Origin of the sequence: Solwaraspora sp. WMMD1047 (genome assembly GCF_029626155.1) — a bacterium.
In the GTDB taxonomy this organism is placed as follows: domain Bacteria; phylum Actinomycetota; class Actinomycetes; order Mycobacteriales; family Micromonosporaceae; genus WMMD1047.
Genome location: NZ_JARUBL010000001.1, coordinates 2,124,331 through 2,137,032, shown reverse-complemented (window position 1 = coordinate 2,137,032; position 12,702 = coordinate 2,124,331). Strand labels below are relative to the sequence as shown.

Below are 12,702 nucleotides of genomic sequence, written 5' to 3'. Positions count from 1 at the left end.
GGCGATGACCGGTTGCCGCACTGCGGGCAGGCGTCAGGAGACCGATGGCGGCCAGCGGTGGGTGCGCCACACCTCCCAGGTCGCGAATCCGGCCGGCGGGTCGTCGATCGGCTCGGTGCCGTCGAGTTCTCCCGGCGTCGGGATCTCGATCCTGGTCGCCCACTCGGCGAGTTCCTCGTCGGACATCGGCCAGGTGGTTTCTGGCGCTTCGGCCTGGCGCCTGTCGATTCGCCTGCGCTGCTCGGTCGGGGCGAGTTCGAAGTAGCGCAGCTCAACCGTCGCGCCGAGGTCCGCTGCCGCCTGTCGGAGGGCGGAACGCTCGTCCCGACTCCACAGACCGAAGTCGATCACGACGTTCGTGCCGAGTTCGAGCGCCCGCAGCCCGATCTGGATGAGCCGTCCCTCGATCACGTCCTGAGCCGATGGCGGGTTCTCGTGGCCGTAGAGGGCCTTCACCCACTCGTCCTTGGTGAGCCGAAGCGCCTCCCGCTCGGCTTCGATCCGCCGGGCAGCCGTGGCCTTCCCGGTGCATGGCAGCCCCACAGTCAAGAACAGGGTCGGCCGTCTCATCCTCACCCGCTTGCCACCGGACGCCCCATCCTCAGGGAGTCGTGCCGGCTCACAACTGGTCCTCGACTCGCCAGAAGTGCGGGATTCCCGCCTCCGCGTAGAGCTGCGGCTTGCGGGCACGGTCGCGGATCTCGGAATCGGGCGACACCACCTCCACCGCCAGCACCACCGCCTCGGCCGGATACCAGGTCCGATCGGTCCCGGTTTCGGCCGCGGCGTCCACCACGATCAGGTCGGGTTCGGGGCGCTGCCGTTCACCGAGCACGACCGACATCTCCCGCCGCACCCGGAAGCGGTCCCAAGTTGCCCAACGCCGTAGGCCCTGCTCCAGCAATGCCAGCGTCAGCATATGAAAGAGATTCTGTGGACCTGGGAAAACGAGGCTCCCGTCGACAAGCTCGGTGCGTGGCGGAGGATCAGGGAGCCGATCGAGATCCCCCGCGTGCAACCTTTCCGTCTGCGGCATTGGGCAATGCTGCCATGATCCGGGAGTGTTCGGGTCGATCCGACGACCCGAACACTCCCGGATCATCAGACGACGGCGTCAGGGAGGGCGTGGAGGAAGGCGCGCCAGGCGGGTGGGGTGAAGAGCAGCGCGGGGCCGGCGGGGTCCTTACTGTCCCGGACTCCGACCACCCCGACCAGGTTGTCGGCCACCTCCACACAGTCGTTGCCGCTGGGGCCGCTGCGGGTGGACTTGCGCCACCGGGCGCCGGTCAGGTCCATGGCTTCACCACTCTTTCGATCAGGTCGATCGACTGCTGCCGGGGCAGCGCGTCGGCCCGGACAGTTTCCCAGACCCGCAACAGCGTCGCCACACCCTCCGGGCTGTCCACGTTGTCCCCACCGACCTGGCTGTCCAGGAACCCCACCCAGCCGTCCTCCGCCGAGCGGGCCAGAGTGAACGGCCCCGCCAACCCGACATGCAGCCCAGTGGAGGCCGGCACGATGTGCACGCTGATATGCGGGCGGCGGGCACAAGCCAACAGGTGTACGAGCTGCCCGGCCATCACCCCCGCGCAGCTCTCGGCGAACCGGTGCAGCGCCGACTCGTCGAGCACCGCGATGAACTGCGGCGGACGCTCCTGGTCCAGGATCGCCTGCCGGGCCAGCCGGTTCGCGACGACCTGTTCCACGTCAGCCTCGCTCAGGCTGACGTCCAAGCGGACGATCGCCCGGGCGTACTCCTCGGTCTGCAACAGCCCCGGAATCAGGTTCGGCTGGAAGCAGCGGAGCTGGGTGGCGGTCTCCTCGGCCTCCCGGAACGAGCGGAACCAGGTCGGTTCGCCGTCGCGCAGGGCCAGCTTGAACAGCGAGACGAAGAGGCCGCCGGTGTTCAGCACCTCGTCGCCCCGACGCAGGTAGGGCAGATCCAGCGCGCGGGTGCCCAGCTCCACCGCCGAGACCGTCGACGACGCGTAGTGGGCGCGTTTGCCGTACTCCTCCTGGCTGAGGCCGGCGGCCGTGCGCAGCCGCCGCAGCTGGGCGCGGATCAGGTCCGACGTGCTGCCCCGTTCGATCGCCACAGTTCCTCCACAGTGTCCGCCATGGTCACCGGCCAGGCACCGACCGGCGAGATCGACTGCGACCCGGACGCCGGCCCAGGAGCCGATCCCTTCCCGACCGTAGGGCATCCACAGCAGAGTGTCACCACCTGATTCCGACCGGAGGGCCGCAGAGATGAGCTGGTTTCACCGACGCACCCGATCAGTTCCGCTGACGCCCACCCACCGCAAACGCCTGTCGCGGTGGGGCCGCTTCTGCCGGTGCGGGCTGCGCTGGCCCTGCCCCGACCGGCCCGGCTCACCGCTGGAGCCGCCCTACCCGTACCCGAGGAACCAGGGTCGGTGGCGGTGAGCCGGCCGCATTACCCACGGCGCCCGCACTGGACGTGCCGGGTCTGTGGCCTGCCGTGGCCGTGCGGCGAGGCCCGGTTGGCGCTGGTGCGCGAGTACGCCGGGGCGACCGCGTCGCTGCGGGTCTACCTGGCGAGTTGTCTGCACGAGGCGACCCGCGACCTGGTGACCCTGAACCGCTACGACGCGCCCGGACCCGAGGCGCTGTGGAACCGCTTCCTGGCCTGGGCCGCACCCCGCACCCCGGATCCGGAAAAAAGTCCCGGCCGACTGTCGTTCCGGCCGCCGACAGTTCGTGTAGGTGGTGAGCGACCGGCATCGGGCCGGCGAATCACGGAGGATGACACCATGACGATGTACCTGCTCAGCGTTGTCCAGCCCACCGGCCCCGGGCTGCCGGAGCCCGAGGTGCTCGACAAGATCATGGCGGACGTGCACGCCGTCAAGAACGAGATGCGCGACGCCGGGGTCTGGGTCTTCTCCGGCGGGCTGCACCCGCCGAGCACCGCCACCGTGGTCCGGGTCCGCGACGGCGAGGCGCTGTTCACCGACGGCCCCTACATCGAGGGCAAGGAGCACCTCGGCGGGTTCACCATCATCGAGGCCGACGACCTGGACACGGCGCTGCACTGGGGCGGCCGGCTCGCCGCGGCGACCACCCTCCCGATCGAGGTACGCCCCTTCGAGGGCATCGACGACGGCACGAGCGACGGCGTGGGCGAGGGCTGACCGGTTCCCGGCGACGACATCGAACGGATCTTCCGCGCGGAGTACGGCCGGGCGGTGGCCGTCCTGGTCCGCGCCCTCGGCGACATCGACCTCGCCGAGGAGGCGGTCCAGGACGCCTTCGCCGAGGCGGTCCGGCGCTGGCCGGTGACCGGACCGCCGCCCAGCCCGGCCGGCTGGATCATCACCACCGCCCGCAACCGCGCCATCGACCGGCTGCGCCGGGAGGCCACCCGGGAGGCGCGGCACGCCGAGGCCGCCCTGCTGCACTCCCCCGACGAGCCCGCCGAGGAGGGTCCGGTGCGTGACGAACGGCTCCGCCTGATCTTCACCTGCTGCCACCCGGCGCTGGCCCCGGACGCCCGGGTGGCGCTGACGCTGCGGCTGCTCGGCGGCCTGCGTACCGTCGAGATCGCCCGCGCCTTCCTGGTGGCCGAGCCGACCATGGCGCAGCGGCTGACCCGGGCCAAGGGCAAGATCCGCGACGCCCGCATCCCCTACCGGGTGCCGCGCGACGCCGATCTGCCCGACCGGCTCCGCTCGGTGCTCGCGGTGGTCTATCTGATCTTCAACGAGGGCTACGCGGCCAGTTCCGGCGAGTCCCTGGTACGCGCGGAGCTCTGCGCCGAGGCGGTCCGGCTGGGCCGGCTGCTGGCCGAGCTGATGCCGGACGAGCCGGAGGTGTGGGGCCTGCTCGCCCTGATGCTGCTGACCGAGTCCCGCCGGGCGGCCCGCACCGGCGACGACGGCGCGATCGTGCTCCTGGCCGACCAGGACCGCGCCCGCTGGGACCGCGAGCTGATCGCCGAGGGGCAGGCCATCGTCCGCCGCTGCCTGCGCCGCAACCAGCCCGGCCCGTACCAGATCCAGGCCGCGATAAACGCGGTCCACAGCGCCGCGATCGCCGCCGCCGACACCGACTGGGTCCAGATCCTGACGCTGTACGACCACCTCGTGGCCCTCTCCCCGTCCCCGGTGGCGGCGCTGAACCGGGCCGTCGCGCTGGCCGAGGTACACGGCCCGGCCGCCGGCCTGACGGCGGTCGACGAACTCGGCGGCGGCACCGGCACCGGCCTGGACGGCTTCTACCTCTACCACGCCATCCGGGCCGACCTGCTACGCCGCCTCGGCCGGGAAACCGACGCGCTGTCGGCCTACCGGGCAGCGGTTGCCCTGACCGGCAACGCGGCCGAACGCGAGTTCTTGGAACTCCGTGCCGGGACGCTCACCGGGTAGCCTCCGCCGCACCCATCCGCCCGTGCACCACCGGCACTTGGCGACTCCGGACGTCCGGCTCCGGCTGGAACATATATGCCGGTTGAGCAATATGCCGCTCCGTCATTTTTATGACTCGGTGGAATATTACCAACTCGGCATATGACGCTTAGAAGCGAGAGCGACTCATCTGAGTCTTGTCGGCGATGCGTTTACGATATATCGTTGGCACATCAAGGACAACCACAGGAGGTTCTGATGGGGTTCCATCGAGGGTTTCGCGCCGCCCGAGAGGCGCGCATGCGCGGCGGCGGCTTCGGCTTCCCGCCGTTCGGTCCACCCGGTGGCCACGGCCACTGGCACGGCCGGGGTGGACGCGGCGGGCGGGGACGCCGGCCGAATGTCCGGGCCGCCGTCCTCGCGCTGCTGCACGAGCGGCCGATGCACGGCTACGAGATGATCCAGGAACTCGACTCCCGCACCGGCGGGGCGTGGCGGCCGAGCCCCGGCTCGGTCTACCCCACCCTGCAACTGCTGGAGGACGAGGGCCTGATCATCGGCAGCGCCGAGGGCACCGGCGGCGGGCGGAAGAGCTTCGCCCTCACCGACGCCGGTCGACCGGAGGCCGAACAGGCCGCCCAGGCCGCGCCCTGGACCGAGTTCGCACCGGAGACGATCGAGAGCTGGCACGAGATCCGCGACGCCGGCTTCCAGGCCATGAACGCGCTGCGTCAGGTGATGATGAGCGGCACCGACGACCAGCGCGAGCGCGCCGCCAAGGTGCTCGACGAGACAAAGCGCAAGCTGTACGCGATCCTCGCCGAATCCGAGTGACAGCGCGTCAGAGCTGGGGGCGGTTCAGTTCCGGCAGCACGTCCGAGGCCACCGTCTCCAGCACCGCCTCGTCACCGGCGTACCAGCTCGACGGGCGCGGCCAGTGGGTGACCACGTCGGTGAAGCCCAGCTGCCCGGCCCGCCCGATCGCGTCGGTGAACGCGGCCACGCTCGACATCGAGTAGACCGGCGCCGAGTCCAGCGACAGGAACCGGTCGACGCCGTCGCGGTCGCGGCCGACCGCCGCCAGCGTCTCGTCGAACCGCCGGGCCAACCCGGCGACCCCGGCCCACCAGGCGTCGAGATCGTCGCCGCCGGCGCCGGTGGTCACCCAACCCTGCCCGTACCGGGCCGCGAGCCGCATCGCGCGCGGCCCGTTCGCCGCCACCAGGAACGGCACCCGCGGCCGCTGCCGGCACCCGGGGGTGGTCCGCGCGTCGACCGCCGCATAGTGCTCACCGGCCCAGTCAACTCCAGGACCCGCAGCACCCCGGCCGGCGTCGCCCGAGCCAGCAGCACCGGCGCGCAGCAGCAGGTCCAACAGGTCGACGAACTCGGCGAACCGGTCGGCGCGGGCCCGGGGCGACAGCTCCGGCCGGCCGAGCACATTCGCGTCGAAGCCCAGGCCGCCGGCGCCCACACCGACCGTCAGCCGGCCGGCGGAGATGTCGTCGAGGGCGGTGATCTCCCGGGCGAAGTGCACCGGGTGCCGGAAGTTCGGCGACGCCACCAGGGTGCCGAGCCGGATCCGGGAGGTCGCCACGGCGGCCGCGGTGAGCGTCGGGACCGCGTCGAACCACGGTCCGTCGACCAGGTCCCGCCAGCCGAGGTGATCATAGGTCCAGGCGTGGTCGAAGCCGTACTCCTCGGCCCGCCGCCAGCGCCAGCCGCCGTCCGACCAGCGCTGGTCCGCCAGGATGACGATGCCGACCCGCATCAGCGCACCCCGGACGCGCTCGCGCCCATCAGTGCACGGTGACGGTCGGGCCGACCAGGTCGCGCAGCTCCTCGGGCAGGTCGACGCCCATCTCGTCGGCGATCCGCAGCGCCTCCTCGACCAGGGTCTCGACGATCTGCGACTCGGGCACGGTCTTGATGACCTGCCCCTTGACGAAGATCTGGCCCTTGCCGTTGCCGGAGGCCACCCCGAGGTCGGCCTCCCGGGCCTCGCCGGGACCGTTCACCACGCAGCCCATCACGGCCACCCGCAGCGGCGCCGGGAAGCCCTCCAGCGCGGCGGTGACCTGCTCGGCCAGGGTGTAGACGTCCACCTGGGCGCGACCACAGGACGGGCAGGAGACGATCTCCAGGCCGCGCTCGCGCAGCCCGAGCGACTCCAGGATCGCGTTGCCGACCTTGATCTCCTCGACCGGCGGGGCCGACAGCGACACCCGGATGGTGTCGCCGATCCCCTCGGCCAGCAGGGCGCCGAACGCCACCGCCGACTTGACCGTGCCCTGGAACGCCGGGCCGGCCTCGGTCACCCCCAGGTGCAGCGGGTAGTCGCACTGCTCGGCGAGCTGCCGGTAGGCGCGGATCATCACCACCGGGTCGTTGTGCTTCACCGAGATTTTGATGTCCCGGAAGCCGTGCTCCTCGAATAGCGAGCACTCCCAGAGCGCCGACTCGACGAGCGCCTCGGCGGTGGCCCGGCCGTACTTGGCCAGCAGCCGCTTGTCCAGCGAGCCGGCGTTGACGCCGATCCGGATCGGCGTACCGGCGTCGCTGGCCGCCTTGGCGATCTCGGCGACCTTGTCGTCGAACTGGCGGATGTTGCCCGGGTTGACCCGGACCGCCGCGCAGCCGGCGTCGATCGCCGCGAAGACGTACTTGGGCTGGAAATGGATGTCGGCGATCACCGGAATCTGGGACTTCTTCGCGATCGCCGGCAGCGCCAGCACGTCGTCCTGGGACGGCACCGCCACCCGGACGATCTGGCAGCCGGAGGCGGTCAGCTCCGCGATCTGCTGCAGGGTGGCGTTGACGTCGGCGGTAAGCGTGGTCGTCATCGACTGCACCGACACCGGTGCGCCGCCGCCGACCGGCACCGAGCCGACCATGATCTGCCGGCTGGCCCGGCGCGGGGCGAGCGGCGGGGGCGGCACGGCCGGCATGCCGAGACTGACAGCGGTCACTTGCAACTCACCTCGAGAAGAGTGTGATCGGGTTGACCACGTCCGCGGTGACGGTCAGCAGCATGAACGCGCCACCGATCAGCAGCACCCCGTACGTGAGCGGCATCAGTTTGAAGTAGTCGACGCGGCCGGGGTCGGGCTTGCCGAGCCGGGCGAAGAGCCACGACCGGGCGCGTTCGAACCAGGCTATCGCGATGTGGCCGCCATCCATCGGCAGCAGCGGCAGCAGGTTGAACACCCCGACGAAGAAGTTCAGCGAGATGAACAGCAGCAGAAAGAACTCCCAGAGCCCGTGCTGGACGGCCTCGCCGCCGAGCCGGCTGGCGCCGACCACGCTGATCGGGGTGTCCATGTCGCGTTCGGCGCCGCTGATCGCCGCGAACAGGGCGGGGATCTTCTCCGGGATGCGCTGCATCGCCTCGAAGGTGCCGACCGCCATGTTGCCGGTGTAGTCGACGGTGGCGCCGAGCGCGTCGATCGGCCCGTAGGTGACCATGGCCGGCTTCTGGATGTTCAGGCCGACGCCGATCGCCGAGACGGTCTCCACGGCGCCGTCGGTCTGGCCCAGCGGCGGGCGCTTCACGGCGGCCAGCTCGACCGTCGTGGTGTCGGCGACGCCGTCGCGGACGTACGCGATCTCCGCTGTCTTCGGCGGGGTGGCGCGCACCACCTCCAGCATGTCGCCCCAGGTGTTGACGGGCGTGCCGTCGATCGCCGTGATCCGGTCCCCGTCGCGCAGCTGGGCGGCGATGGCCGGGCTGACCGGGTCGCCCGGGGCGCAGGCGCGGGCGACGTTCTCCACCACCACGCACTCGCCGACGCTGATCACCGCCGGCTCCTGGCGGGCCTGCTCCTCGGAGGCCGGGAAGTCCGGGTTGGGCAGCCCGACGAAGACCGCGCCGAACCAGAGCGCGACGACGGCGAGCATGAAGTGCGCGGCCGAGCCGGCACCCATCACCACGGTCCGCTTCCAGAGCGGGAAGCGCCACATCGCCCGCGGCTCGTCCGCCGGGTCGACGTCGTCGTCCTGCGGCGTCATCCCGACGATCTTGCAGAAACCGCCCAACGGGATCGCCTTGAGACCGTACTCGGTCTCGCCGCGCTTGAAGGACCAGATCGTCGGGCCGAAGCCGACGAAGTAGCGGGTGACCTTCATCCCGAACCGCTTGGCGGTCAGCATGTGACCGGCCTCGTGCAGGCTCACCGAGATGAGGATCGCCAGGGCGAACGCGACCACCCCGAGCAGATAAAGCATCAAGCCCCTTCCACCGGCGCCGACTGCGACGCTCCGATGATCTCCCGCGCGTGCCCGCGTGCCCAGGATTCGGCCGCCAGCACATCTTCGACCGTACCCGGTTCGTCGAAGTCCGGCGCCGCCTCCAGGACCCGCTCCAGCGTGTCGACGATGCCGAGGAACGGTAGCCGACCCGCCACGAAGGCGGCCACGCACTCCTCGTTGGCCGCGTTGTAGATCGCCGGCCGGCAGCGCCCGGCCGCCCCGGCCTGCTTGGCCAGCCGGACCGCGGGGAACGCCGCGTCGTCCAACGGCCGGAACTCCCAGTCGTGGCCGGCGGTCCAGTCCACCCCGGTCGCGGCCTGCGGCACCCGGTCCGGCCAGCCCAGTGCCAGGGCGATCGGCAGCCGCATGTCCGGCGGGCTGGCCTGGGCGATCGTCGACCCGTCCACGAACTCCACCATCGAGTGGATCACCGACTGTGGGTGGACCATCACCTCGATGTCGGGATACGGCACGGCGAACAACTCGTGCGCCTCGATCACTTCCAGTGCCTTGTTCACCAGGGTCGCCGAGTTGATCGTGACGACCGGGCCCATCTTCCAGGTCGGGTGGGCCAGGGCCTGCTCCGGTGTGACGGCGGTCAACTCCGCCCGCCGCCGGCCCCGGAACGGGCCACCGCTGGCGGTCAGCACCAGCCGCCGCACCTCCGGCCGGGAGCCGGCCCGCAGGCACTGGGCCAGCGCCGAGTGTTCGGAGTCCACCGGCACGATCTGCCCCGGCCGCGTCATCGCGGCCTTGACCAGGGGGCCGCCGGCCACCAGCGACTCCTTGTTGGCCAGGGCGAGGGTACGTCCGGCGCGCAGCGCCGCCAGCGTCGGCGGCAGCCCGAGCGAGCCGACCACCCCGTTGAGTACGACGTCGCACGGCCATTCGGCCAGCTCGGCCATTGCCGTCGGCCCGGCGAGGATCTTGGGAATCCGGAACCCGCCGGTCGGGTACCCCCGCTTCGCCGCCTCCGCGTAGAAGGCGAGCTGCAGGTCCTGCGCGGCCGACGCCTTCGCGACCCCGACCGCCTCCACCCCCAGCTCAAGCGCCTGCCCGGCCAGCTCGGCCACGTTGCCGCCGCCGGCGCCGAGCGCCACCACCCGGAACCGGTCCGGGTTGCGGCGGACGATGTCGATGGCCTGGGTGCCGATGGAGCCGGTGGAGCCGAGCAGCACGATGTCCCGGGGAGCGCTCACCCGGCCATTCTCCCCGACCCGTCCGGCCGCCGCCGCCGACCCCGGCTGCGGTCCGGTCGGCGGCGGTCGGCTCGGGGCTGGTGCCCATCGAGGCTAGTGCCCACCGGTCGGGTTCTCGTCGATGCGGTCCAGTGCGGCCTCGATCTCCGCGAGTTCCTTCCGCAGCCGGGAGACCACCTCCGCTGGCGCCTTCGCCAGGAACGCCTCGTCGGCCATCCTGGCGCGCAGCCGGTGCCGCTGTTTGCGGAGCCGGTGCCGTTCGGAGCGCCGGGTGTCGGCGGCCACCCCGGCCGCGTCGAACCGGACGGAGACCGGGCTGCCGGCGAGCGCCACCGCGCCCGGCGCCGGTTCCGGCACGAGTCGCACGCCGGCGAGCTCGGCCAGCAGCTCGGCCGGCTCGCCGGTCAGGAAGCCGCCGAGATGCAGGTCACCGCCGTCGCCGGGAGCGACGCCGAAGTCGGTGCGCAGGCGGCGCAGTTCCTTGAGCACCGACCGGACGGCCGCCACCTGCCGGCCGGCTTCCGGGTCCGGCCCGGCGCCGGACGGCACCGGCCAACTCGCGCCGGCGAGCAGCCCCGGCTCGTCCCCCAGCCGCTCCCACAGCTCCTCGGTGGCAAACGGCAGGAACGGATGCAGCAGCCGAAGTAGCCGGCCGACGACGTCCCGGGCGATCCGCGCCGACGCCGCCGGTACGGTGCCCGACGCCGACGGCAGCAGGTAGAACCCGTTCAGATCGTTGGAGACGAACTCGTCCAGTTGCCGGATGGCGAGGCGGAAGTCGTAGGCTTCCATCGCCCCGGTGACGGTCCGCGTCACCTCGTCGAGCCGGATCAGCATCCAGCGATCGACAAGCGACAATTCCCGCCGCTCGGGGCAGCGGCGCTCGAACACCGCCGCGCAGCGTTCGGTGAGGGTTTTCACCAGGCGATGGAAGCGGCGGATCCGCGCCTCGTCGAAGCGTACGTCCTGGCCGGTCAGCGCCACCTCGGCCGCCCATGCCCGCAGGGCGTCGGCACCGTACCGGCCGATTACGTATTCGGGCGCGACGGAATTCCCTTTGGCGGTACTCATCTTGACCCCGTCGACCGACTGGACGAGGCCGCTGATGACGATGTTCCGGAACGGCACCCGACCGGTCAGCTCCAACGACACCGCGACGGTACGCACCAGGGCCAGGCCGATCACCTCGCGGGAGAAGATCCACGCGTCGAGTGGGAAGAAGGCACGCAACTCCGGTGTCTCGTCCGGCCAGCCGAGCGTGGCGAACGGCCACAACGCGGAGGAGAACCAGGTGTCCAGCACGTCGGGGTCCTGGCCGAGCCGGTCGCTTCCGCACCGGGGGCAACGCTCCGGCTCGGCCACGGTGGCGAACACATGATCCTGGTCGCACGTGTAGACCGGGATGCGATGGCCCAGCCACAGTTGCCGACTGATACACCAGTCCCGCTGTTCGGTGAGCCAGTCGAGATAGCGCTGCTCGTGTCCGTCGGTGCGCCACCGGGGCAGCCCGTCCGCCGCCGCGGCCAACGCGGGCTTGCAGAGCTCCGCCATCCGGACGAACCACTGATCGATCGCGAACTGGTCCACTGTCTCGCCACACCGGTCGCACTCGCCGGCGGCCCTGGCCGGCACGGGGTGATCGCCGATCGCGCCCGCGTCGGTCAACCGCTTCGCCAGTTCCTCGGCCACCACCGTGACCGGCCGGCCGTGGAACGCCGGCAGGTCCGGGCAGTGCACCAGCCGGTCGGGCCTGACCACCGTCCGGACCTCGATCCGGCCGTCCCGGGCGAAGTCGAGGTGGTCGGCGTCGTGGGCGGGCACCAGCAGGACCGGTTCCGCGCCGGCCGGCGGATACGCCACCACCGGCACGGTGCGCCCGCTCACCGGCAGCTCGACCTGGCCGCCGACCAGCTCGGCGAACGCCGGGTGATCGGGGCCGACCCCCACCGCGGTAACCGCCAGCAGGTGTTCGGGGCGCCGAAGGATGGCGGTGGTGGGCACCGGCGGCCGGTCACCGGCCACCTCGAGGCGCAGCCGGAACCCGGTCGCCCGCGCCGGGCCCGGTGCGACCTCCATGTCCGAGAGCACCGCCCGGCAGGAGGGGCAGTAGTTGATCACACGCGGGGCGCGGAAGATGAAGCCCTTCTCCCAGAGCTGGACGAACGCCCGGCGCACCGCCGCCTGGTAGGCGGCGTCCATCGTGAACCGCTGGCGGGTCAGGTCGACGGAGGCCCCGATGGCGACCGCCTGGTCGAGAATCCGGCCGGCCATGCTGTCGAACCACTGCTCACTGACGACCCGGAATGCCGCACGGCCGATCTGCTCGCGCGAGCGGCCCTGGCGCTGCAGGTCCTGCTCGATCGCCCGTTGGGTGCTGATCGCGGCGTGGTCGGTGCCCGGCAGCCACAGGACCTCGTAACCCGCCATCCGGCGATAGCGCGCGAGTACGTCCTGTACGGAGATCTGCAGGGCGTGGCCCAGGTGCAGGACGGCGTTCAGGCTCGGTGGCGGCAGCACCATGGCGAACCGGGGACGTTCGCTGTGCGGGTCGGCGGTGAACAGGCCCGCTGTCTGCCATTCCCGCGCCCAGCGGGCCTCGGCGGCGGACGGGTCCCGGCGTCGACGGTCGCCGACTGGCCCCGCGTTGGTCATCTGGGATACCTCTGTGGTCGGTCGGCGTCCGGCCGCAGACCCTACGCGAGGGCCGAGTCGCCGGGCAAGGCGGCGAGCACGCCGCCGAGTGGGCGGTTTGTCGCAATAGTCGCGATCGGCCGGGCCGCTCCACCGGCGCCGCCGAGGCCGGGGCCGCGTCCCATCCCCGCGCGGTCACACGGGTATCCTGAACGGCGGCCCGCAAGATCGCTGCGGGATCCGCACATTGTCAAACA

General features: G+C 71.7%; 12 protein-coding genes. 3 read left to right on the top strand and 9 right to left on the bottom strand.

The annotated features are described in order from the left end of the window. Positions 1-33: 33 nt before the first annotated feature. From O7627_RS09880 to O7627_RS09865, 4 genes are all read right to left on the bottom strand, one after another. Positions 34-543, bottom strand: coding sequence for an ATP-binding protein (locus O7627_RS09880; protein ID WP_278093190.1), 510 nt, complete (start codon positions 541-543; stop codon positions 34-36). 76 nt (positions 544-619) lie between these two features. Continuing rightward, on the bottom strand, positions 620-1,036 hold the full coding sequence (locus tag O7627_RS09875) for a Uma2 family endonuclease (RefSeq protein WP_278093189.1): 417 nt from the start codon (positions 1,034-1,036) through the stop codon (positions 620-622). Between the two features lie 65 nt (positions 1,037-1,101). Then, positions 1,102-1,296, bottom strand: a complete 195-nt coding sequence (locus O7627_RS09870; protein WP_278093188.1) for a DUF397 domain-containing protein — start codon at positions 1,294-1,296, stop codon at positions 1,102-1,104. Then, positions 1,287-2,090: a helix-turn-helix transcriptional regulator gene (locus O7627_RS09865; protein ID WP_278098233.1), complete on the bottom strand. Its 804-nt coding sequence runs from the start codon at positions 2,088-2,090 to the stop codon at positions 1,287-1,289. The genes O7627_RS09870 and O7627_RS09865 overlap by 10 nt, the downstream gene beginning before the upstream one ends. Positions 2,091-2,774: 684 nt before the next feature. On the opposite strand from O7627_RS09865, the gene O7627_RS09860 reads away from it, so the two are divergent. The 3 genes from O7627_RS09860 (at position 2,775) to O7627_RS09850 (ending at position 5,201) form a co-directional block, all read left to right on the top strand. Beyond that, on the top strand, positions 2,775-3,155 hold the full coding sequence (locus tag O7627_RS09860) for a YciI family protein (RefSeq protein WP_278098232.1): 381 nt from the start codon (positions 2,775-2,777) through the stop codon (positions 3,153-3,155). Between the two features lie 18 nt (positions 3,156-3,173). Beyond that, on the top strand, positions 3,174-4,388 hold the full coding sequence (locus tag O7627_RS09855) for an RNA polymerase sigma factor (RefSeq protein ID WP_278098231.1): 1,215 nt from the start codon (positions 3,174-3,176) through the stop codon (positions 4,386-4,388). A gap of 237 nt (positions 4,389-4,625) precedes the next feature. Next, positions 4,626-5,201 carry a PadR family transcriptional regulator gene (locus O7627_RS09850; RefSeq protein ID WP_278093187.1) on the top strand — a complete coding sequence of 192 codons (576 nt, stop codon included), beginning with the start codon at positions 4,626-4,628 and terminating at the stop codon, positions 5,199-5,201. Between the two features lie 7 nt (positions 5,202-5,208). Here the strand turns inward: O7627_RS09850 and O7627_RS09845 are convergent, their stop codons facing one another. The 5 genes from O7627_RS09845 to O7627_RS09825 form a co-directional block, all read right to left on the bottom strand. Beyond that, positions 5,209-6,138, bottom strand: a complete 930-nt coding sequence (locus tag O7627_RS09845) for an LLM class flavin-dependent oxidoreductase (protein WP_278093186.1) — start codon at positions 6,136-6,138, stop codon at positions 5,209-5,211. 28 nt (positions 6,139-6,166) lie between these two features. Further along, a complete protein-coding gene (gene ispG / locus O7627_RS09840; RefSeq protein WP_278093185.1) occupies positions 6,167-7,336 on the bottom strand; it encodes a flavodoxin-dependent (E)-4-hydroxy-3-methylbut-2-enyl-diphosphate synthase in 1,170 nt (389 codons plus the stop codon). Positions 7,337-7,343: 7 nt separating this feature from the next. Further along, entirely contained in the window at positions 7,344-8,591 is a 1,248-nt protein-coding gene (locus O7627_RS09835) for a M50 family metallopeptidase (protein ID WP_278093184.1), read from the bottom strand. Continuing rightward, the gene (gene dxr / locus O7627_RS09830) at positions 8,591-9,814 is read right to left on the bottom strand and encodes a 1-deoxy-D-xylulose-5-phosphate reductoisomerase (RefSeq protein ID WP_278093183.1); all 1,224 of its coding nucleotides are present in this window, start codon (positions 9,812-9,814) and stop codon (positions 8,591-8,593) included. The genes O7627_RS09835 and dxr overlap by 1 nt, the downstream gene beginning before the upstream one ends. Before the next feature lie 93 nt (positions 9,815-9,907). Next, positions 9,908-12,466: a class I tRNA ligase family protein gene (locus tag O7627_RS09825; protein WP_278093182.1), complete on the bottom strand. Its 2,559-nt coding sequence runs from the start codon at positions 12,464-12,466 to the stop codon at positions 9,908-9,910. Between the last annotated feature and the right edge of the window lie 236 nt (positions 12,467-12,702).